At 71.0% G+C, this 20,503-nt stretch carries 19 protein-coding genes and 1 pseudogene; 6 read left to right on the top strand and 14 right to left on the bottom strand.

What is annotated here, in order from left to right; genetic code table 11:
* Positions 1 to 3: 3 nt before the first annotated feature.
* A complete protein-coding gene (locus AB0J04_RS37145) occupies positions 4 to 888 on the bottom strand; it encodes a fumarylacetoacetate hydrolase family protein (RefSeq protein WP_363173031.1) in 885 nt (294 codons plus the stop codon).
* A gap of 106 nt (positions 889 to 994) precedes the next feature.
* On the opposite strand from AB0J04_RS37145, the gene AB0J04_RS37140 reads away from it, so the two are divergent.
* Complete coding sequence (locus tag AB0J04_RS37140) at positions 995 to 1,735, top strand: SDR family oxidoreductase (RefSeq protein ID WP_363173030.1); 741 nt, start codon at positions 995 to 997, stop codon at positions 1,733 to 1,735.
* A gap of 82 nt (positions 1,736 to 1,817) precedes the next feature.
* Entirely contained in the window at positions 1,818 to 2,600 is a 783-nt protein-coding gene (locus AB0J04_RS37135) for an SDR family oxidoreductase (RefSeq protein ID WP_363173029.1), read from the top strand.
* 172 nt (positions 2,601 to 2,772) lie between these two features.
* Here the strand turns inward: AB0J04_RS37135 and AB0J04_RS37130 are convergent, their stop codons facing one another.
* The 9 genes from AB0J04_RS37130 to AB0J04_RS37090 form a co-directional block, all read right to left on the bottom strand.
* Complete coding sequence (locus AB0J04_RS37130; RefSeq protein WP_363173028.1) at positions 2,773 to 4,764, bottom strand: hypothetical protein; 1,992 nt, start codon at positions 4,762 to 4,764, stop codon at positions 2,773 to 2,775.
* Positions 4,765 to 4,897: 133 nt separating this feature from the next.
* The gene (locus AB0J04_RS37125) at positions 4,898 to 5,317 is read right to left on the bottom strand and encodes a VOC family protein (RefSeq protein ID WP_363173027.1); all 420 of its coding nucleotides are present in this window, start codon (positions 5,315 to 5,317) and stop codon (positions 4,898 to 4,900) included.
* Positions 5,314 to 6,099 (bottom strand): ABC transporter ATP-binding protein, encoded by a 786-nt coding sequence (locus AB0J04_RS37120; protein ID WP_363173026.1) that lies wholly within the window; start codon positions 6,097 to 6,099, stop codon positions 5,314 to 5,316. The genes AB0J04_RS37125 and AB0J04_RS37120 overlap by 4 nt, the downstream gene beginning before the upstream one ends.
* A 35-nt stretch (positions 6,100 to 6,134) precedes the next feature.
* The gene (locus AB0J04_RS37115; RefSeq protein WP_363173025.1) at positions 6,135 to 6,959 is read right to left on the bottom strand and encodes an ABC transporter permease; all 825 of its coding nucleotides are present in this window, start codon (positions 6,957 to 6,959) and stop codon (positions 6,135 to 6,137) included.
* 4 nt (positions 6,960 to 6,963) lie between these two features.
* On the bottom strand, positions 6,964 to 7,731 hold the full coding sequence (locus AB0J04_RS37110) for an ABC transporter permease (protein ID WP_363173024.1): 768 nt from the start codon (positions 7,729 to 7,731) through the stop codon (positions 6,964 to 6,966).
* Positions 7,732 to 7,733: 2 nt separating this feature from the next.
* Positions 7,734 to 8,741 carry an ABC transporter substrate-binding protein gene (locus AB0J04_RS37105; RefSeq protein ID WP_363173023.1) on the bottom strand — a complete coding sequence of 336 codons (1,008 nt, stop codon included), beginning with the start codon at positions 8,739 to 8,741 and terminating at the stop codon, positions 7,734 to 7,736.
* Between the two features lie 14 nt (positions 8,742 to 8,755).
* Positions 8,756 to 10,123, bottom strand: coding sequence for an FAD-binding oxidoreductase (locus tag AB0J04_RS37100; protein WP_363173022.1), 1,368 nt, complete (start codon positions 10,121 to 10,123; stop codon positions 8,756 to 8,758).
* Positions 10,124 to 10,206: 83 nt separating this feature from the next.
* Complete coding sequence (locus AB0J04_RS37095; RefSeq protein ID WP_363173021.1) at positions 10,207 to 11,157, bottom strand: amidohydrolase family protein; 951 nt, start codon at positions 11,155 to 11,157, stop codon at positions 10,207 to 10,209.
* Entirely contained in the window at positions 11,150 to 11,974 is an 825-nt protein-coding gene (locus AB0J04_RS37090; protein WP_363173019.1) for an SDR family NAD(P)-dependent oxidoreductase, read from the bottom strand. Before AB0J04_RS37090 ends, AB0J04_RS37095 begins: the two co-directional genes overlap by 8 nt.
* A gap of 217 nt (positions 11,975 to 12,191) precedes the next feature.
* Here AB0J04_RS37090 and AB0J04_RS37085 point away from each other — a divergent pair, with 217 nt between their 5' ends.
* Both AB0J04_RS37085 and AB0J04_RS37080 read left to right on the top strand, forming a co-directional pair.
* Positions 12,192 to 13,550 carry a hypothetical protein gene (locus tag AB0J04_RS37085; RefSeq protein WP_363173018.1) on the top strand — a complete coding sequence of 453 codons (1,359 nt, stop codon included), beginning with the start codon at positions 12,192 to 12,194 and terminating at the stop codon, positions 13,548 to 13,550.
* Positions 13,547 to 14,113: a carboxymuconolactone decarboxylase family protein gene (locus AB0J04_RS37080; protein ID WP_363173017.1), complete on the top strand. Its 567-nt coding sequence runs from the start codon at positions 13,547 to 13,549 to the stop codon at positions 14,111 to 14,113. The genes AB0J04_RS37085 and AB0J04_RS37080 overlap by 4 nt, the downstream gene beginning before the upstream one ends.
* Positions 14,114 to 14,122: 9 nt before the next feature.
* Here the strand turns inward: AB0J04_RS37080 and AB0J04_RS37075 are convergent, their stop codons facing one another.
* From AB0J04_RS37075 to AB0J04_RS37065, 3 genes and pseudogenes are all read right to left on the bottom strand, one after another.
* Complete coding sequence (locus tag AB0J04_RS37075; protein WP_363173016.1) at positions 14,123 to 15,544, bottom strand: cation:dicarboxylase symporter family transporter; 1,422 nt, start codon at positions 15,542 to 15,544, stop codon at positions 14,123 to 14,125.
* Between the two features lie 226 nt (positions 15,545 to 15,770).
* The gene (locus AB0J04_RS37070; RefSeq protein WP_363173015.1) at positions 15,771 to 16,745 is read right to left on the bottom strand and encodes an AsnC family transcriptional regulator; all 975 of its coding nucleotides are present in this window, start codon (positions 16,743 to 16,745) and stop codon (positions 15,771 to 15,773) included.
* Between the two features lie 189 nt (positions 16,746 to 16,934).
* A pseudogene (locus tag AB0J04_RS37065) lies at positions 16,935 to 18,553 on the bottom strand (MFS transporter).
* 473 nt (positions 18,554 to 19,026) lie between these two features.
* Between AB0J04_RS37065 and AB0J04_RS37060 the strand changes: the two are divergent.
* Positions 19,027 to 19,686 (top strand): YceI family protein, encoded by a 660-nt coding sequence (locus AB0J04_RS37060; RefSeq protein WP_363173014.1) that lies wholly within the window; start codon positions 19,027 to 19,029, stop codon positions 19,684 to 19,686.
* 50 nt (positions 19,687 to 19,736) lie between these two features.
* Here AB0J04_RS37060 and AB0J04_RS37055 read toward each other — a convergent pair whose 3' ends face one another.
* The gene (locus AB0J04_RS37055) at positions 19,737 to 20,021 is read right to left on the bottom strand and encodes a hypothetical protein (RefSeq protein WP_363173013.1); all 285 of its coding nucleotides are present in this window, start codon (positions 20,019 to 20,021) and stop codon (positions 19,737 to 19,739) included.
* Between the two features lie 36 nt (positions 20,022 to 20,057).
* On the opposite strand from AB0J04_RS37055, the gene AB0J04_RS37050 reads away from it, so the two are divergent.
* A complete protein-coding gene (locus tag AB0J04_RS37050) occupies positions 20,058 to 20,228 on the top strand; it encodes a hypothetical protein (protein ID WP_363173012.1) in 171 nt (56 codons plus the stop codon).
* Positions 20,229 to 20,503: the final 275 nt, after the last annotated feature.

The raw sequence follows: 20,503 nt of genomic DNA, 5'->3' as shown, positions 1-20,503 counted from the left end.
GCCTCACACCCAGAGCCCGGCGGGCGGCTCTTCGGTGCCGTGCGCGTCGCGCCAGGAGACGACCTGGTTGCGCAGGACGCCCAGGCCCTCGATCTCGGCCTCCACGACGTCCCCGGGCTTGAGGTAGTTGGCGAACGGGTCCTCGGTGCTCGCGGCGACGCCGGCGACGGTGCCGGTGGTGACGAGGTCGCCCGCGCTGTAGACCTGCGGCGAGTGGTAGGCCACCAGTTGGGGGATGGACACCGACATCCGGGCGGTGTTGGACTTCTGGCGGACGTCGCCGTTGACCCGTAGCTCCATGTCGAGGTCGTGCGGATCGTCGATCTCGTCGGCGGTGACGATGTACGGGCCGATCGGGCAGAACGTCTCGATGGCCTTGGAGAAGGAGAAGACCCCGGACTCCATCTCCCTGCGCTGGATGTCCCGGGCGGTGATGTCGTTGAAGACCAGATAGCCGGCGATGTGCTCGGCGGCCTGCTCGGCGGAGAAGAAGCGGCCCGGTTTGCCGATGACGACGGCGAGTTCGAGTTCGTAGTCCAGTTCCCGGGTGAGGTTCGCCGGGTACACGATCGGCTCGTCGGGGCCGATGATCGCGTCCACGTTCTGGAAGAACACGATGCCTTTGTTCACGGGGTGGGACCAGTCCACGCGCACCAGGTCCTCGTGGTGTTCGCGGAAGTTGCCGGCCGTGTGGAAGAACTTCTTGGGCGTGATCGGCGCCCGCAGCCGGACGTCGGCCAGTGCGAACGTCCGTCCCGTCTCGCCGACTTGGCCCTCGCGTTCGAAGAACACGCGGGTGGAGGGCACGCCCAGCCCCACGACGGTGTCGCCGTCGAGCCGCCCCACCAGTCCGTCCTCCGGGCCCGCGTCGAACGTCACCAGTTTCATCAGAACCTCCTTAACTGTCGACACTCACCCTGCCAATCGCGCCTGTGAGCGTCAAGAGGTGTGCCAAGTGTGGACACAAAACACAGGAGTGGCTTACGGTCCGGACATGCGGACAACATGGGACTTCGCCGGTACCCGTGCCCTCGTCGCCGGAGCCGGCGGGATCGGCACAGCGGTGGCCCGGGCGCTCGCCGGGGCGGGCGCGGCGGTGGTCGTGCTCGACGTGGACAAGGACCGGCTCGACGCCATCGCCCAGGACGGTGTGCACGGCATCGCGGCCGACCTCACCTCGGCCGGGGCCTGCCGGGCCGCGGTGGGCGAGGCGGTCGAACTCCTCGGCGGGCTGGACGTGTTCGTGCACGCGGTCGGCGTCAACGACCGCAGACCGGTCCTGGAGACGCCGGACGAGGTGTGGGAGCGGCTGGTCGCCGTCAACCTCTCCAGCGCGTTCTGGCTGGGCCGGGCCGCAGGCGCGGTGATGGTGCCGAACGGCTGCGGGCGCGTCGTGTACCTGTCCTCCGTCTCCGGTCTGCTCGCCCACAAGGAGCACGCGCCGTACGCGGCGACCAAGGGCGGCGTGAACCAGCTGATGCGGGTGATGGCGCGCGAGTGGGCGGCCGCCGGGGTCACGGTCAACGCGGTCGCGCCCGGCTACACCGAGACCGAACTCACCCGGGACTACCTGGCGAAGCCCGGCATGCGCGCGTCGCTGGAGTCGCTGGTGCCCGCCGGCCGCCTCGGCCGGCCCGAGGACCTGACCGGGCCCGTTCTCTTCCTCGCGTCCGCCGAGTCCGCGTTCGTCACCGGCCAGGTGCTGTACGCCGACGGCGGTCGGACCCTCGTATGACCGCATTCGCATGAACGCACGCGCATGAACGCACGCGCATGAACGCCCTTGTCCGTAACGAGACTTCACGAACGGAGAACGTATGCACCCCGTCCCCGAGCGATTCGCCGGCAAGACCGTCCTCGTCACCGGTGCGGGCACCGGATTCGGCGCCGAGATCGCCGTCCGCGCCGCGCAGGAGGGCGCCGACGTCGCCGTCCACTACCGCAGCTCGCGCGCGGGCGCGGAGGCGACGGCGGAGCGGGTGACGGCGCTCGGCCGCAAGGCCTTCGTCGTCCGGGCCGACATCGCCGAGCACGACCAGATCAAGCGCCTCGCCGACGAGGTGTGGGGGCACTTCGGCCGGCTCGACGTGGCGGTGAACAACGTCGGCGACGTGGCCCGCGAGCAGATGTCGTGGCGGGACCTCACCGAGAGTTCCGTCGACCACGTCCTCGCCGTCGACATCAAGGGCACCCTGCTGTGCACGCACGAGTTCGGGGCGCGGATGCTGGAGCAGGACCGCGGGGGCGCCATCGTCAACATCGGCTCCACCGTCGTCGTACGGGGCAGTGCGCGCGCGCCGCAGTACGCGGCGGCCAAGTACGGAATCATCGGGCTGACCAAGTCGTACGCGCACGCCTTCGCGCCGGTGGTGCGGGTGAACGTGTTCGCGCCGGGGTTCATCGAGACCGAGGCCACGCTGGGCCGTGCGGACTGGCAGGGCGGGCGCGGGGACGCACTGCGGGCGGCGACGCCCATGGGACGCATCCCGGGACCGGAGGAACTCGCGGGAGCCGCCCTGTTCCTCGCCACGGAGGACGCGAACCACATCACGGGCGGGTTCCTGGTGGCGGACGGCGGCTACAACATGCTCGGCGCGTAGCGCTGCGCCGGCTTGGGCCGTCGTAGACGTTCCGGTCCGTTGTGGCCGGTCGCGCAGTTCCCCGCGCCCCTGATGGATTGCGCGACCGCCCGCCACAGGTTCCCCCACAGACGCCGGCCCCCGGGGAGATGGTTCGCATCCCGGGGGCCGGTTCTTTCTGTGGCTGCTTCGGCTACGCGACGGTCAGGGTGAGGGCTCCGGTGTAGGTGGTGCCCGCCTGGATCGCTGTGGTCGTGCCGTTGACCGTCAGGGTCACCGTCCTGCCGGACGGGGCCGTCACCGCGGCGGTCGACGCCAGGGTGAGGGCGCTCAGGTGGGACGTGCCGGTGACCGTCCAGGTGGAGCCGGCGCCCAGTGTCACGAGGACGCCGTTGTTGACGACCGCGCTCGGGGTGTTGGTGACCTCGCTGATCTGCCGGTACCGGGCCGAGGTGATCGTGGACACGCTGTGCTTGGCCGTGCTCGCCGAGATGACGCCCGCGACGGTCGACCGGGTGAACGTGAGGTTCAGGTTCTGGCCCTGGAGGCTCGCGTTGCCGCCGCCCCACACGGAGTTGTAGAAGTCTCCCGTCAGCTCGATGTCCGTGAAGGAGCCCTTCGCGTCGGTGGACTGACCGCTGGTGGTGACCCAGCTCGACGACTTGGTCGGGGACCCGGTGGGCTCGGTGTACGTGCCGGTCGTCTCCGTCTTCCATGCCTTGCCCGACACCGAGACGCTGCTCGGCCGGTCGGTGTCCATGAGCTGGAAGACGATCCCGTTGCCGGGGTTGATCGTGGCGCCCTGGGAGCCGTCCACGGTGACCGAGCCGGCGACCGCCTTGCACATGAAGACGGTCTCGCCCGTGTTGACCTCGGTGCCGCCGTCGATGGCGACGGACCCGGCCGCGTACCACAGCACCATGAAGCGACCGGCGTTCACGACGGTCGGCCGCTCCGCCAGCGCGCTCAACTCGGCACTGGTGAGCCCGAGTCCGAGCGAGGTGTTCAGGGCGGCGACGGCAGCGGCCGTGCTGTCGCCGTAGTGCGCCGACGCCCCCCAGTGGATGAGGGCGTAGTCGCCGACGTCGAAGGTGCAGCCGAGGAAGTGCTCGGTCACGTTGCCGATGGCGTAGGAGCCGTAGCCCTGGCCGCCGGTGTTGGCGATGGTGCTGTTGATGGCGGTGAGGGTGCAGTAGCTGCCGCCGTCGACGGAGAGGGCGCCCCATTTCTCCGAGGAGATCGAGGAGTTGATGAACGACGCCTTCGTGCTCGCGCCGAGCAGGTTGGTGGTGCGGACGTTGCCGGACAGGCCCAGCATCCACGGCACGGTGATCATGTAGCGGGTGTCGCCGGTGCCCGCGGTGGGGTACTCGTCGGGGACGACTCCGTCGGCGCAGTGCAGGGTGGAGTTCTTGACGATCACGTTGGCGCCGGCGTCGGCGATGACCGCGGTGCGGACCACGCCGACGTTGCTGACGGTGGCTCCGTCGAGGACGAGCGTGGTGCCCGTGCCGGTGCCGACGACGGAGGCTCCGTAGCCGATGAAGTCGCAGCGGCCGTTGCCGTCGAAGGCTATCTTCGGGTTGGTCAGGGTGTAGCTGCCGCCGCCGGTGACGTAGACGCCGTTGAACGCCTCGCCGTCGGACAGCAGCGTGATGTCCGAGGCGGCGGTGTCGGTGACGGTGCCGCCGCGCACGTCGGAGGGGACCGACTTGGCCTCGTCGACCCCGTCGGCGTCGACGTAGATCGCCTGCCGGAAGGGGAAGCTGAGGTCGTCGTAGGCGAGGTCGGTGGCCTCGGCGACCGTCAGGACGACGGTGCCGGTGTAGCTGCCGGCGGCGATCGCGGTGGCCGCGCCGCCGTAGCCGTCGGTGAGTGCGGCGAGCCGGGAGCCGGTCTCCACGCCGTTCACGGTGAGGCTGAGGCGGTAGCCGTCGGGGACGGTGATGACGCCGCCCTCTTCGATGGTGAGGCAGCTCACGGTGGTCGTCGCGGTCAGCTCCAGGGTCTCCCCGGAGGCGACCTCGATGCACGCGGCGGCCCTCCTCGCGGCCTTCGTGGACGCGGCGTGCGCGCTCGCGGGGGCGACGAGCGTCGGGGCCATGGCGGCGGCCACCGCCACGAGCAGGGCACGGGGGCGGGCCCGGTAGGTGACGTCGGGTCCGGTCCTGCTGGTGCGAGTCACGGTGAACTCCCTTGTTCTCAGTGTTCTCAGTGGGTTTTCGGGCAGGGCTGACCGACGGACGCCGGTCAGCGAGAGGGGAGGGAAGAGAGAGGGAAGAAGCGGGGAAAGAAGAGGGGAAGCGGCCGTCAGGCGCTCAAGCGGCCCGGTCGATCAGCTCGATGAGGTTCCCGTACGGGTCGGACACGAAGGCCATCCGGGCGCCCGGTCTGGGCGCGGCGCGCGGACTCATCCGCACGCCCGCGCCCGCGGCGACCAGCCGGGCGAACTCGGTGTCGACCTCGTCGGCCGTGTCGAAGGCGAGGCAGAGGTGGCCGTAGCCGAGGATGCCGGCCGCCGCCAACGGACCGTCGGCGACCGGGCCCGGCGCGGCGTCCGGGCGATGCAGCAACTCGATTCGGTGGCCGCCGACATGACGCAGCATCACACCGCGCAGATCGGTGCCGGGCACGGCGAACGCATGCTCCTCGGTGAGGTGCAGCGCCTCGCGGTACCAGGTGACGGCGGCCTCGAGATCGGGGACGGAGATGCCTACGTGGTCGAACCTGGCCGTCACTGGCGAGCCGCTTGCGGGCGGGTCGGTCGGGTCGCTCGGGTGGGCGCCTTCTCTCCGCGGATGAGCGCCAGCACCCGGGTGCGCAGCTCGGCGAACCGGGGGTCGGCCCGCGTCGTGAGCTGGTCGCGGTCGGGGCCGAGCGGGATCGTGAGGTTGTCCAGGACGGCCGTCGGCTTCCCGCCGAGGACGACGACGCGGTCCCCGAGGTAGACGGCCTCGTCGATGTCGTGCGTCACCACGACCACGGTGATGCCGAGTTGCCGGCGCAGGTGCAGGGTCAGGTCCTCCAGGTCGAACCGGGACTGGGCGTCGACCGACCCGAACGGCTCGTCCATCAACAGGACCGGGGCGTCGTAGGCGAGGCCGCGGGCGATGGCCACCCGCTGCTGCATGCCTCCGGAGAGCTGCCAGGGGTACTTGTCGCCGACGTCCGGGAGGCCGACCGCCTCCAGGCACTCCAGCGCCCGCGCCTTGCGCACGGCCTTCTTCACGCCCCGGCCCTGGAGCGGGAAGGCCACGTTGTCCCACACGCGCAGCCACGGCAGCAGGGAGCCGCGGTAGTCCTGGGAGACGACGGCGATGTCGGCGTGCGGCTCGGTGAGCGCCTGGTCGCCGTAGCGCACCCGGCCCCCGGTCGGCCGGGACAGTCCGGCGAGACAGCGCAGGAGAGTCGTCTTGCCCGCGCCGGACGGGCCGACGATGCACACCGACTCGCCGGGTTCCACGCGCAGGGTGAGGCCGTCGAGCACCCGGTGCTCCTGCGGGCCCTGCCCGAAGCTCATGCAGAGATCCTCGACGTACAGGCTCGAACCTCGTGTCATACGACGACTCCGTTGCTCTTGATGCTCTCGGCGCCGGGCGTGGTGACCGGCCGCGGGGAACGCACCCGGGGTGCGCGCTGGTGGTACCAGCCCAGGACGCGGTGCTCGACGAGCAGGAGCAGCACGCTCAGGCCGTATCCGAGAATGCCGATCAGGATGGTGCCGGCCCAGGTCTCGGCGACGTGGAAGCTGGATCCGCTCTGGAGGATGAAGTTCCCGAGGCCGATCGGCGAGCCGTAGATCTCGCTGACGACCATGAGGACGACGGCGATGGAGAGCGCCACCCGGATGCCGGCGAGGATCTGCGGCAGGGCCCCGGGCAGGATCACCCGGCGGATCCTGAGCCACCAGGGGATGCGGTAGCCGCGGGCGGTCTCGTGCACGGCCGGCCCGATGGCCTGTACGCCGCTGACGGTGTTGAGCAGGATCGGCCACACCGAGCCCAGGAAGATCAGGAAGATCTTGGGTCCGGAGCCGATGCCCAGGGTGAGGATGATGACGGGCACGAACCCGACCGTGGGGGTGGCACGGGCGAAGTCGAGGAGCGGGCCGGTGGCCAGCCGCAGGGTGCGGATCTCCCCGATGACGAGTCCGGCGCCGGTTCCCACGACGGTGGCGAGGGCCAGTCCGAGCAGGATGTTGCGCAGGCTGAACAGCAGGTCCTCGACGAGGCCGCCGTGCAGCAGTTCGTCCCACAGGGTGCCGAGGACCTCGGTGAGCGGCGGGAAGTAGAAGCTGGCGCTGCCCGCCGTCGCGACGAGCAGAACGGCGAACACCAGGGCGGGCAGCCACAGTTGGCGCAGGAACGCTTTCCACGGCATACGGCTACTCCCCTCCCTGGTGGACGGGCGGCCGCCAGCGCAGCAGCCGGTGTTCGGCGAACTGCGCCAGCACGGTGATCGAGTAGCCGATGCCGCCGGCGACGAGGATGTAGGCGTAGGCCCGGGCCGAGGCACCGCCCGCTTGCGACTCCATGATCATGTGGCCGATGCCGGGGAGCGTGGTGAGCACCTCGACGCCGATGGCGACCAGGACGGAGGTGGTCGCGGCCAGCCGCAGTCCGGTCATGATCGAGGGCACCGCGCCAGGCAGGATCACCCGGCGGAAGCGCAAGCGCCGCGGGATGCGGTAGCCGTGGACGGTCTCGTGGATCGCCGGGGTCACGCTGCGGGCGCCGTACTGGGCCTGGAGCAGGACCGGGAAGACGCAGGCGAGGAAGACGACGGTCGCCTTCATCCCGGGGGTGGAGCCGAGGACCAGCAGGAACACCGGCAACAGGGCGATCACCGGGAAGGAGCGCAGGATCTCCATGAGCAGCCGGGACGACTCCTCGGCCGCCTGGTACACCCCGGTCACCAGCCCGACCGGGACGCCCACGGCGATCGCCACGGCCAGCCCGGTGACCGCGCCGCGCAGGGTCTCCCCGACCGCCTGCCAGAAGACGCCGCTGCCGAGGAGGTCGCCGAGCGCGGCGGCCACGGGCGCCGGCCCCGGGAGCGCGGTCGAACTGACCACGTCCACCGCGGCGATCAGCGCCCACAGCGCCAACACGACGGTCAGTGCCCCGAGTTGCAGCAGTCGGACCTTGGCCATCGCTACTCCCCGGCCGAGGTCGGGGCCTGGTCCCAGTAGAGAGCCTCGTCCTCGGGCTCGTTGTCGAGCAGGTCGAACTCGTGCATCTTGGTGATGACGGTGCGCATGACGGTGGTGTCGAGGTTCTTGTCGTAGTGGTTGGTGTCGTGCGCGTCGATGAAGGCGGCGGGCACCTGGGTGTACTTCTTGTCGATCGCCTTGACGGCCGCGGGGTTCGCGTTGGCGTAGGTGATGGCCTTGGCGACCGCGTCGATGAACTTCTTCGCCGTGTCGCCGTTGGACGACAGGTACTTCTCGCTGGAGAACAGCAGGCCCTGGACCATGCCGGGCACGTCGTTCATGCCGTTGCCGATGGAGCGCAGTCCGCTGTCGAGCCCGGCGAAGTAGAAGGGGCCGAAGGAGAAGATCGCGTCGGTCTTGCCGGAGGTGGCGGCGTCGGTGAGCGAAGTCGTGGGCAGGGCCACGAACTTGACCTCGGCCGGGTCGCCGCCGGCCTTCTGCACCAGGTACTCGCAGATGAACTGGATGGTGCCGCCGAGCGCGGAGATGCCGACGGTCTTGCCCTCCAGGTCGGCGAAGGACTCGATCGCGCTGTCCTTCTTCACCAGCAGTCCGTCGGTGGGGTCGGTCCTCGTGGTCGCCGACTGCAGGCCCGTCACGATCCGGATGGGCATGTCCTGGGCCGCGCCCTTGAGGAAGCCGGAACTGTCCGTCATCGCGAACTGCGCCTCGCCGTTGAGGACGGACGGCGCGTTCTGCGAGGTGTCCTGGGCGCCGGCCTTGACGGTGACGTCCAGGCCCGCGTCCTCGAAGTAGCCCTGCTGCTCGGCTATGTAGAGGGGTTCGAAGATCGCGCCGTTGGAGCGCAGGACGGTGATCTCGGCCTTGCCGTCGGCCGAGGCCGCGGTGGTGGAGTCCCCGCCGCAGGCGGTGAGGGTGAGAGATCCGGTGAGTGCGAGGACGGACAGGACGACGAGGCCACGACGCCGCGGGCTTCTCGAGGTTTCCATGGAACGGCTCTCCTTCAGTGGGTCCGCGCGAGTCCCGCGGCGGCGTAGGCGGTCGTGGATTCCCGAGGGGTCATATAGGTGCGGAAGACGCCGTCGGGGTCGTAGGCGGCCCGGATCTCCTCCAGCCGTGCGGAGTTGGCCGGGCTGAGTCCGTGGTCGAAGCGGTCGGCGAGGTTGTTGTCGGAGAACTGCAGTCCCGTCGACAGGTGTTGGAGGTCGGCGAGGTGTGCGTGCGCCCAGCGTTCGTGGGCGAGGTCCTCGGCCGGGTCGGTCCAGCCCGCGTTGGGCGAGAGGTAGACCTTGCCCTGGCTGGACCAGCAGGCGTCCGCGCGCTGCGGGTGGTCGCTCCACAGCATCCACAGCACATGACTGGTGGTGTCCGGGACGGAGTCGAACAGCGGCCGGGCGGCGGCGAGGAGCTTGTCGACCGGCTCGTCGGTCCAGATCCCGTCGAGCGCCCAGCGCATGCCGGGCGGGGTCATGCGGTCGGCGTAGTCGTACAGCTCGGCCATGGTGGTCTCCTGCGCGACCGTCCACCGGATCGCCCGCTCACGGAAGGGCGCCTCCTCCAGCGGGGCGAGCGGGTTCTCGTCCGTCTCGCAGAAGGCGGTGGCGGTGACGGAGACCGTCTGCCGGTCGAGCCCCGGGGCGAAGCCGACCTTCGCCGAGAACTCGACGGTCGGCGAGAGCCGTTCGAGGGTGTCGTGCGTCCAGGCGAGCACCTCGTCGCGCAGGTCGAGCGGGTAGGTGTGCACGGTCCGCAGGATGCGGCGGGGCAGGTTGTGCAGGGCGAGGTGGAAGCGGGTGACGACGCCGAAGAAGCCGGGGCCGCTGCCGCGGGCCGCCCACATCAGGTCGGGGTGCGTCTCGTCGGTGGCGTGGACGAGGGTGCCGTCGGCGAGGACGACGTCGATCGCCTGGATGCTCAGACAGGCGGGGCCGAGCCGGCGGGAGTTCCAGCCGTAGCCGCCGCCCAGGAGGAAACCGCCGATGCCGACGGTGGGCGCGTGTCCGGTGGGGAAGAACAGACCGTGTGGAACGAGTTGATCGAGCAGGGCCGGGCCCTTGGCCGCGGGCTGCACGGCGGCGATCCCCGTCAGGGGGTCGACCCGGACGTCCTGGAGTCGCGAGAGGTCGAGCAGCATGCCGCCGTCCCGCACTCCGTTGCCCACCCAGCTGTGTCCGCCGGAGCGGATGCCGATGGCCAGGCCCTCGCGCCGGGCGAGCCGTACCGCGGCCACCACGTCGTGCTCGCTGTCGGCGAGCACGATGACGTCCGGATACCGGTCGGGCTTGCGCTCGTTCCAGACGGCGTCGAGGCGAGCGCGCTCGTACCGCTCGTCGCCGCGCCGTAAGACATTGTGCCGGGACAGCCGAACCATGCCATTCTCCTCACGCGGGGTTCGAGTCGGGACCCTACTGTCGACACTTTTCCCCTTCAAGGGATCTGACCGTGAATTACCTGTCATTTCCTGCCACTACTGCCGACACTAGTGCGCCGAAGGGCAGCCGACGGGAAGTCGTAGAGCTCGGCGGGGTTGTCCACCATCAGCCGATGGAGGTGAGCGGGGTCGGGTGCGATGCTCTCGACGAGGTCCACGAGCAGGCCGTCGTCGGGGGCGTCCGAGGCGATGTTGACGTGCGGATAGTCCGTCCCCCAGACGACGCGCTCCGGGGCGTACTCCACCAGGGAGGCGGCCAGCGCGACCGCGTCGGCGTAGGGCGGTCCCTGCCGGGAGATCCGGTCGACGCCGCTGAGCTTCACCCACACCTCCCCGCTGTCCAGCAGCGCGCGCAGGCTGCGCAGGGCGGGGTCGTCGCGTCCCGCGGCGAGGTCGACCCGTCCGATGTGGTCGATGACGGTTCTGCCGGGCAGGGCGCGCACCAGCGCTTCCAGGACGGCGATCTCCTCGCCCCGGACATGGAGTTGGACCGCCCAGCCGAGTCCGTCGACGAGTTCGAGGACGGAGTCGATCTCGGCACGGCTGGGCGGAGTGCGCAGATGGGGAAGGAAGTTGAGCCGGAAGGCGCGCACCCCGGCCCGGTGCAGCTCCTCGACCTCGGCCCGTGCGGTCGTCTCGCCGATCAGGGCGACTCCGCGCAGCCGGCCGTCGCCGGAGCGCAGGGCGTCCAGCAGGACGGAGTGGTCGTGGCCGTGACAGGACGACTGCACGATCACCGCGCGAGTGATCCCCAAGTGGGCGTGCAGGGCGCGGACCTGTTCCTTGGGGGCGTCCACGGGCGTGAACGTGCGGTCCGGGGCGTAGGGGAAGACGTCGGCCGGGCCGAGGATGTGACAGTGGGCGTCGCAGCTGTCCGGCGGGAGCGCCAGGGACGGGGTGCGCGGGGCGGGGTGCGGGGGCGGGCAGCCGGGCGAGACCGCCGACCGCGCTCCCTGGAGGGCCGGTTCAGTCACAGCGGGCCGTCATTCCACCGTCGACGACGATCTCCGTGCCGGTGACGAAGCGGGCCTCCTCGGAGGCGAGGAACAGCGCCGCGTACGCCGTGTCGCGGCCGTCGCCCATGAAGCCGAGCGGGATCCGGGCCTGTCGCTGGGCCAGCAGCTTCGCCACGTCGCCGCCCGCCCGCTGGCCGGCGAGCCGCGCCTCGACCATCGGCGTGTGCAACTGCCCCGGGACTACGGTGTTGACCCGGATGCCGTCCGGCGCGTACTCCACGGCGGTGACCCGGGACAGCTGGATGACCGCGGCCTTGGCCGCCGCGTAGCCCACCTGGGCGGCGCCGGTCCAGCGCAGCCCGGACGCCGAGGCGGTGTTCACGATGGCGCCCCCGCCGGCCCGCCGCATGATCGGGACGATGTGCTTGCAGGCCACGAAGGCGCTGGTGAGGTTGGTGCGCAGCTGGCTCTCCCAGTCCTCGAGACTGAGGTCCACCGCGCCTCCCGGCCGGGAGCCGCCGACGTTGTTGACCAGGATGTCGACGCGCCCCGCAAGACCCTCGCACTCGGCGAAGTAGTCCCGGACGGCGGTGGGTTCGGTGACGTCCAGCACCGCCGTGTGCGCGCTGCCGCCCTCGTCGCGGACCTGTCGCGCGGTGACCTCCAGGGCCGCTTCGTCCCGGTCGGCCAGGAACACGGTGGCGCCCTCCCGGGCGAAGACGACGGCGGTGGCGCGGCCGTTGCCCCAGCCGGGGCCGACGCTTCCGGCGCCGCCGATGACGGCGATGCGGCCCGCCAGTCGGCCGAGCCGCTTGTCGGGCACGTCTTGGGTCACGGGGATCTCCCTCGGGTCGGTGGGGCGAGACTGTCGACAGTTTTAGCCAGGTGTCGACAGAAAGTAAATATCAAGGCCCAAAACCCATATCTATTGCCTATAGTGTCGACAGACAGGCGGGAAGGTGGATAGGAAGGTGGATAGGAAGGCAGTCAGGAAGACAGACCGGCAGACAGACCGGCAGACAGACAGCGACCGAGGAGATCCGAGGAGATCCATGGACAAGCCTCCCGTGTTCACCCCCGACGAGATCGCCCGCTTCCGCGCCGAGCTGGCCTCGCGCCGTGCGGCCGGCGCCTACGAGCCGGGGCGCTGGTCGGTCAGTCCGCTCAACCGCCGTACGGAGGTGACCGGCTCGCTGCCCCGAGCGGTACGGCTGCGCGACGCGACGCTGCGCTCGGTCGAGACACTGCCCGGCGTGGTGGCCCCGACGGAGGCGAAGAGGGCGTTCCTGCGCAGACTCGTCGCGAGCGGAGTGCCGGAGGTCGTCACAGCGGGGCTCGGCGGCCGGGACGCCGCCGCGCTGAAGGCCGAAGTCGAGCTGGTCAAGGGCGAGAACCCGGAGTGCAGGGTGGTCTGCCCGCTGATGCGCTCACGCGAGGACATCGACCGGGCGGCCGCGGCCGGTTACGACGCCGTCCAGGTCTGGGTGCAGGGCTTCGGCGAGACCTCGCTGATCTATCAGGCCCCGGTGTACGGCCGGGCGTGGCGCGGCGAGGAGTGGCGCACCCCGGACACCCCGCGCGACCGGGCCGGCGTCCTCGCCCGGGCGGCAGGCCTGGTCGAGTACGCCCGGGCCCGCGGCCTCGAGGTGATCGTGCCGCTGCTCATGGTCTCGTACGCCACCGACGAGACCCACGAGCAGTCGGTCGCCGTCCTCACCGCGGCCGGAGCGGGTGAACTCACCCTGTTCGACGGCCCGGGCGCGATGAGTCCGGAGGCGTTCGCGCATCTCGTCGGGCGCACGAAGGCCCTCGCACCGGACGTGGAGGTCGGGCTGCATCCGCACAACACCTTCGGCCTGGCGGTCGGTTGCGCGGTGGCCGCGGTCCGGGCCGGCGCGGGCGCCGTCGAACTGTCGGTCAACGGCTACTGCGGAGGGCCCGGCAACGCCGACCTGGCGGCGACCGCGCTCGCCTTCGAGGCGCTGTACGGCGTGCACACCGGCATCAGGACCGAGACCCTCACCGAACTGGCCCGCGCGGGCGAGGAACTGACGAACTATCACCCCGCGTGGAACCATCCGGTCACCGGAACCCACGCCTTCTGCTGGGGCGGCATGGATCTCATCACCCAGGAGACGGAGATCGACCCCCTCCTGCACAACTGTCTCGAACCGGCGGCAGTCGGCAACTTTCGCAAGGTGCCGTTCACTCCGGACAGCGGCCCCTACACCCTCGCCGACAAGCTGACGGCCCTCGGCGTCGACCCGACGCCCGCCCAGGTGGACGCCGTCCTCGACCGCGCCCGGGAGCTGATGGCACGCGAGGGCCGGCTCCTGACGGACCACGATCTGGCCGCGCTGTCGAAATCGGTGGCGTCGGAGACGGCCCCGGTGGCGGGGGAGGCACGATGAGCAACCGGCTGCGACCGCTCGCCCCGGCCGAACTCGACACCGAGCAACGGGCGTTGTACGCCGAGATCACCGGCGGACCGCGCGCCGCGGGCCCGCGGCTCTTCGCCCTCACCGACGAAGAAGGGTGTCTGCGGGGACCGTTCAACGCGATGCTGCTCAGCCCCGGCGCGGGCCGGGCGCTCCAGGATCTGGGCGCCGCGATCCGCTACCGCACCGGCCTCGGTCCGCGGCTGCGCGAGATCGCGATCCTGGTGGTCGCCCAGGCCTGGGACAGCGCCTTCGAGCGCCATGCACACGAACGTGTCGGGGCCGCCGTGGGCCTGACGGAGGACGAGTTGCTGGCCCTGCGCGAAGGCCGCGACCCGGGCCTGTCCGATCCCGTCGAGCGGGCCGCGTGGGCGTTCACGCGGGCCCTGACCGACAGCGCCGGGGTGCTGGACGAGCCCGGGTACGAGGCGGCCCGCGGCGCGCTGGGCGAACGCACGCTCTTCGAACTGTCCACGCTGGTGGGCTACTACAGCACCCTGGCGCTCCAACTGCGGCTCTTCGAGGTACCGGACTGACGGTGGGCGTCAGCTCGGGCGGTCGGCCTCCACCCGCGGGGCAGCCGCGTCCGGGGCCGTGTCCGCGTCCGGGGCCGTGTCCGCGTCCGCGTCCGCGTCCGGGGCCGTGTCCCGGGCCTCATCCGCGGCCATGGGCGCCTCCCCGTTCAGGACCCGCTTCGCCTGGGCCACATCCAGCGCGCCTTCCCAGCGGGAGACCGCGAAGGCGGCCACGCAGTTGCCGAGGAGGTTGGTGGCGACGCGCATCGAGTCCATGATGCGGTCCACGCCCAGGAGCAGGGCGACGGCCCCGGCGGGGATGACACCGAGCGCGGAGGCGGTCGCCGACAGCGCGAGGAACGCCGAACCGGGCACGCCCGCCATGCCCTTGCTGGTGAGCATGAGCATCAGCACGACGGTCACCTGCTGGCCCAGGGTGAGATCGACGCCCACGGCCTGCGCGATGAAGAGCGTCGCGATGGACAGGTAGATCGAGGCGCCGTCGAGGTTGAAGGAGTAGCCGGTGGGCACCACGAGCCCCACGGCGTCGTCCCGGCAGCCGGCGTGGCGCAGCTTCTGCATCATGCGGGGCATGACGGTCTCGCTGGAGGCGGTGCCGAGGGCGAGCAGCATCTCCTCGCGGGTGTAGCGGACGAACTTCCACAGGCTGAGCCCGGTGAAGGCCTTCAGCGCCGCGGCGAGCAGCAGCAGGAACAGCAGGGCGACGGCGTAGCAGACGCCGATGAGCTTGCCGTACGTCGACAGCACACCCAGGCCGTACTGGCCGACCAGGTGCGCGGTGGCGCCGAAGACGGCGAGGGGCGCGAGCTTCATGACGAAGCCGACGATCGCGAAGACGACCTCCTGCACCTGCTCGACGGCCGGCAGGATCGCGGGGACTCTGGTGTGGCCCAGGTGCAGCAGGGCCGCGCCCACGAGACAGGCGAGGACCAGGACCTGTAGGAGCGCGTTCTCGGCGAACGCGCCGACCGCGCTCTCGGGTAGCGCGTGCAGCAGGAACTCGCTGGTCGACGGCAGTGAGCCGCCGCCGGTCTTCGCGTCGACCGCGCCCGCGTCGAGCTTGGCCGGATCAATGTTCATGCCGGCGCCGGGCTGCACCAGATTTCCGGCGACCAGGCCGATGAGCAGGGCGAACGTGGTCGCCACCTCGAACCAGATCAGGGCCTTGAGGCCGATGCGGCCGAACGCCCTGAGGTTGCCGGCCTTGGCTATGCCGGTGACCACCACACAGAACACCAGCGGCGCGATGACCGCCTTGATGAGCCTCACGAAGCCGTCGCCCAACGGCTGGACGGCTGTGCCCACATCGGGCCACAGCCGCCCTACGAGCAATCCGAGCACCAGGGCGCAGGCGACCTGGATGAACAGCGAGGTACGCAGCAGACGTGCGACGCGTCGCGCGACGGACGGTACGGACAGCGACACAGGCATCCTCCGAGCCAGACTTTCGCCATACGGAAATTATCTTCCGCGGCAGTGCCCGTCACTATGGATCAAGCGGCGACTCCGCAGAAGAGCCCGGACCCGCAATGGTGAAATCTTGGAGGTTCGTCCAAGTACGTCAGCGGTCGTTGCGTCAACGGGTCGTTGCGTCAACGGGTCGGTGCGTCAGCGGGTCGGTGCGTCAGCCGGGTCGGTGCGTCAACGGGTCGGTGCGTCAGCGGGTCGGTTCGTACGTCAGCTGTTTGACCTGGCGCAGGGTGAGGGTCGTCTCCACCGCCTGGACGCCCTGGAGGGCTCCGATCTTCTCGCTCAGGTAGTGGTAGAGCTCGCCGGTGCCGACCGTGACGACCGACGCGACCAGGTTGGCCTGGCCCGTGATGGCCCCGGCGAAGTCGACCTCACGGTGTGCCGCGAGCGCCTGGCCGACCTCGGCGAGGGCGGAGGGCACCACGGTGAGCCACAGCATCGCCCCGACGGCGAGGCCCAGCGAGGCGCTGTCGTGCTGCACGTCGAAGTAGAGGGCTCCCGAGGAGCGCAGCCGTTCCACCCGCCGCTTGACCACCGACTCCGACTGGCCGGTCGCGCTCTGGAGCTCGCTGAACGTGGCCCGCCCGTCGCGCTGGAGCAGATCCACGAGCGCCTCGTCGTCCGCGTCGAGGCGCACCGGAGCGTCGTCCGGCTCGATCTCCGGCGGACGCAGTGCCGCCGCCTCCTCCGGATCGAGTGCCTGGATCTTGTCGAGCCGGCCGAGCGGGCCGCCGTAGAACTTGTGCAGCAGACAGTGGGCGCTGACGGAGGCGAGGCCCGGGGTGCGCCGCAGTCGCTCCAGGAGAAGGTCGTCGCGATCATGTCGGCTGCGGGGCTTCATGGCGCACAGGACCTCGGTGCCGCCCGAGATCAACTCGACGTAGAAGGTGTCGGAGCGCCGGGCCAGGGCGTTCGCCAGCCGCTCCGCCCCGTCGGGCGTGCAGCGCAGCCGGACGATCCAGCTGGCGCGGCCGAGGCGGCTCTCGTCGAGCCTGCCGACCACCCGCAGGCCCGCCGTGGTGCGCAGCCGCCGGAAGCGTCGCGCGACGGTCTGGTCGGAGACTCCGAGCACCTCGCCGATGCGGCTGAACGGCGCCCGGCCGTCGAGTTGCAGGGCCTGGAGCACCTTCAGGTCCAGTGCGTCGACGGGCGGAGCGTCCACGGGGTCTCCTGGTTCGGGGCGGGGAGAGCTGTACGAAGTGCTGGGGTGGGCGGCCGCGGTCGCACCGGGGCCCGGGATCATCGTGCGCGATCCCGGGCCCCGGTGCGACGCCGTGCCCGTCCCCACGGACGGCGTCGGCGCCGGGCCGGGCGTTCCGCTCGGTACTCCCGCGGCCCGGCACGTCCGGAGTCACCCTCCGGTCTGGTTGCCTGCCAATGAGGGCGCTTCGCCGTGCCCCTGGGAGTCCGCGCCGCCGGAACCCCGGTCAGCGGAGCCGTGAACCGCGGAGCCCTGAGCCTCGGACTCCTGCCGCTGCCCGACGACCTTCGTCGGCGCCGCGTGCGGCGGACGGCGCAGCAGAAGCGCTCCGACGGCGGCGGCGAGCAGGGTCAGCACGGCGGCGACGACCAGGCACAGGTGCAGGCCGTCGAGGAAGGACTCGGACAGCGCGCCCAGGACGCGGGGCGTGTCCGCCCCGACGTCGACACCGGCCACGGCGCCGATGCCGCCGGCGTCGGCGACCGCCTCGACCTGCCGGACGGTCTGCCCGGTGAGGCCGGCGTCGGCGAGGTGACCCGGCAGGGCGTCGACGGCCTTGGTGGACAGCAGGGCGCCGAGGACGGCGGGGCCGAGCGCGGCGCCGACCTGACGGAAGGCGTTGTTGCCGGCGGCCGCCATGCCGGCCTGGTGGAAGGGGACCGAGCTGACCGCGGTGGCGGTCATCGGGGTGATGACGAAGGCCATGCCCAGGCCGAGCAGCGCCAGCCGCCAGGCCAGCGATCCGAAGGAGGTGTCGGCCGCGATGTCGGTGAGGGAGAGCAGTCCGGCCGTGACGACCGACAGGCCGCCGGGGATCAGGACCCGCGGCGAGACACGGTGGACGAGCTTGCCGACCGGAGCGCCCAGCACCAGCGGGACCATCGACACCATGAGCAGCCGCCAGGCCGCGTCCAGCGTGGACAGCTGCTGCACCATGCCGAAGTAGAGGCTGAGGGCGAAGAAGAACCCGATCAGCCCCAGGAAACTGATCATGGCGATCAGGGTGGTCGCGGTGAACGCCGGGCTGCGGAACAGGGAGAGGTCCAGCATCGGGCTCGCGCTGCGACGCTCCAGCAGGACGAACGCGACGGCCGCGACAGCGGCGGTGAACAGCGCGACCATGACCTTGACGTCGGTGAAGGACTCGGCGCCGCCCTCGATGATGCCGTAGACCAGCGCGGTGATCGTCAGGGCGGCGGTGATCTGGCCGGGCCAGTCCAGGCGGCGCGAGCCCGGGGCGCGGGAGTCGGTCAACAGCTTCGCCGCGGCGGCCATGGCGAGGAGCGAGGCGGGCACGGGCAGCAGGTAGATCCAGCGCCAGTCGAAGTGGCCGAGGAGGGCGCCGGCGATGATCGGCCCCAGGGCCAGAGCGGCGGTGAGCGCGGTGGCCCACAGACCGATGAACTTGCCGCGCTCACGCGGGTCGGGCACCGCGTGGCTGATCAGGGCGAGGGTGGTGGGCAGCAGGGCGGCCGAGCCGAGACCGGCGAGGGCCTGGCCGGCCCAGACCGTCTGGACGTTCTGCGCGCACAGCGCGACGAGCGCGCCGAGGCCGCTGAGCGCGAGGCCCGCCTGGAAGACCTTCTTGCGGCCGTGGACGTCTCCGAAGACTCCGGCGGTGAGGATGAGGGCGGCCATCGGCAGGACGAAGGCGTCGGAGACCCAGGAGAGCTGGGAGGTCGAGGCGCCGAGGGCCCGCTGGATGGCGGGCAGGCTCGCCGAGACGGTGGTCACCGGCAATAGGCGACGAACACACCGACGCAGGCCATGACGAGCGTGGCGGCCCGCCGTTCCTGCGGCGCGTTCGCCGTGGTCGTGGCTTTCACGGAAGACTCTTTCCAGGGGCGCCGACGACGCTGGGCGCCGGGGCTGGGGGCTGAGGGCTGGGGGCCGGGATCGACCGCCGGGGATCACCTTCGGCCCCACCTGCCGTCCGACTCCAGTCAGGGCCCGCCGAAACCCGGAAAACCGACATCCGGGCCCGCCCTTTCGGCGAACTTCGACTCCCGGACCGGCTCACATCGCCGATCGACGTGGCCGGCCGACCACGAAGCGACCGCGAACCGACCGCGCGCCGCCCCGCGAGCCATCCCTGCTTGGCTGTTCCGTGACGGGAATGTGCGGATGTTGTAGCCGGCGGTCATTCGGTGACTGCGTATAAGCCTTTCGGTACGGATTCGATCCACCGTGGCTCATGGGCGCGGCTTGCGGCGAATTCCGCGGTGGAGTAACTACGTGAACCATGAACCTGTTCAACCGCGGCGCGTCCCTCCGGCGCCCGGCTCCCCCCGCAGCTCCACCACTCCCCGACAATGCGTCCGTTCGTCTCTCCGGCGGTCGACCGGATCCCGCCATGGCGGCGCTGACCGGGGAGTGGATGATCGACCCGGCGCACAGCCGTATCGGCTTCTCCGTCCGGCACGCCCTGGTGACGACGGTGCGCGGGGCTTTCACCGAATACCAGAGCCGGCTCTGCTTCGACGGCCGCGACCCGGCCCGCTCACGGGCCGAGATCGTGCTGGCCACCGCCAGCGTGGACACCGGCGTGGAGCAGCGCGACTCCCACCTGGCCGGCCGCGAGTTCCTGGATGCCGCGACCTATCCGCGGATGCGCTTCCTCAGTACGGCCGTACAACTCGTGGGCACCGACGTCTACCGAATGACGGGCGATCTCACCATCAAGGAGATCACGCGACCCGTGGCCCTTGAACTCACCTACCTAGGACATGTCACCGACCCCTTCGGCTATGAGCGGGCCGGATTCGACGGCACCACCACCATCAATCGTTCCGAATGGGGCCTTACGTACAATGCCCGACTGGCCGAGGGCGGTGCCATGGTGAGCGAGAAGGTACGCCTTCAATTCGACATCGCCGCAATTCGCACCACCACCGTCGACTGACCGTCGCCTTTTCCGTCGCCGCCCAGGCGCGCCCGGGTCGGGTGCCAGGTTCACTTCGTGGAGCGCGAGCCGGACAGGACGGCGATCGGCGGCCGTCCGCCGGCGGACGCTGCGGCCGAAGCCTGCGGGTTGCCGCAGCCGTCCTGTCCTGCGACCAGATCCAGCGGCCGCGCGCCGCGCTTGGCGCGGACGTCGCTGTCGAGGACGACGCCGCGCCAGAGCGCCAGGACGGCCCGCAGGCCGGCGGCCGGGCCCGCCCGCAGCTCCTTGCGCAGGATGCGGGGGACCGCCTCCCCCGCGTACCGCACGGCCTCCGTGGCCGACTGAACACGCACCTCACCGGCGTCACCCCGCGCATCGCCCGTGCCCACGTGCGCGACCACATCCCCGACGCCCTCGACCTCGCCCGCTCCGGCGCCGTCGACCCCGCGCGCGTCATCTCCCCCGCCCTCGACCGGGAGCGGCTCCCGGAGGCGCTGCCCGAGAAGCATCTCAAGCCCGTCTTCGTCCGCGCCGACGGCCGACCGCGCCCCGCCCCCTGATCACGGGCACAGCGATCTCCACTTCACCGTCGAAGCGGCGGGCTCCTTGACAACCGCGAAGCGGACGCAAGACCATGTTGCACATACAGAAGCGTGTTGCGTTATTCGAGACATCAGGTTCACTGGTGGTCCGCTCGTAGTCCACTCGTAGTCCGCTCGTAGCTCTTCGAGGAAGCCGCAGATGACTGTTCTGAACACGCCCCTGCACGAGCTCGACCCGGAGATCGCCGCCGCGGTCGACGCCGAGCTGAACCGCCAGCAGTCCACCCTCGAGA

Source organism: Streptomyces sp. NPDC050263 (assembly GCF_040655955.1).
In the GTDB taxonomy this organism is placed as follows: domain Bacteria; phylum Actinomycetota; class Actinomycetes; order Streptomycetales; family Streptomycetaceae; genus Streptomyces.
Note: the sequence above shows the minus strand (reverse complement) of the source record. Positions and strands in the feature narration are given on the sequence as shown.

Excerpts from the sequence above, each read along its gene's own strand:
- AB0J04_RS37100 (WP_363173022.1), bottom strand. The coding sequence starts at position 10,123 with ATGGTTCGGCTGTCCCGGCACAATGTCTTACGGCGCGGCGACGAGCGG.
- AB0J04_RS37115 (WP_363173025.1), bottom strand. The coding sequence starts at position 6,959 with ATGCCGTGGAAAGCGTTCCTGCGCCAACTGTGGCTGCCCGCCCTGGTG.
- AB0J04_RS37080 (WP_363173017.1), top strand. The coding sequence starts at position 13,547 with ATGAGCAACCGGCTGCGACCGCTCGCCCCGGCCGAACTCGACACCGAG.
- AB0J04_RS37060 (WP_363173014.1), top strand. The coding sequence starts at position 19,027 with ATGAACCTGTTCAACCGCGGCGCGTCCCTCCGGCGCCCGGCTCCCCCC.
- AB0J04_RS37110 (WP_363173024.1), bottom strand. The coding sequence starts at position 7,731 with ATGGCCAAGGTCCGACTGCTGCAACTCGGGGCACTGACCGTCGTGTTG.
- AB0J04_RS37135 (WP_363173029.1), top strand. The coding sequence starts at position 1,818 with ATGCACCCCGTCCCCGAGCGATTCGCCGGCAAGACCGTCCTCGTCACC.
- AB0J04_RS37075 (WP_363173016.1), bottom strand. The coding sequence starts at position 15,544 with ATGCCTGTGTCGCTGTCCGTACCGTCCGTCGCGCGACGCGTCGCACGT.
- AB0J04_RS37085 (WP_363173018.1), top strand. The coding sequence starts at position 12,192 with ATGGACAAGCCTCCCGTGTTCACCCCCGACGAGATCGCCCGCTTCCGC.
- AB0J04_RS37145 (WP_363173031.1), bottom strand. The coding sequence starts at position 888 with ATGAAACTGGTGACGTTCGACGCGGGCCCGGAGGACGGACTGGTGGGG.
- AB0J04_RS37120 (WP_363173026.1), bottom strand. The coding sequence starts at position 6,099 with ATGAGCTTCGGGCAGGGCCCGCAGGAGCACCGGGTGCTCGACGGCCTC.
- AB0J04_RS37140 (WP_363173030.1), top strand. The coding sequence starts at position 995 with ATGCGGACAACATGGGACTTCGCCGGTACCCGTGCCCTCGTCGCCGGA.
- AB0J04_RS37105 (WP_363173023.1), bottom strand. The coding sequence starts at position 8,741 with ATGGAAACCTCGAGAAGCCCGCGGCGTCGTGGCCTCGTCGTCCTGTCC.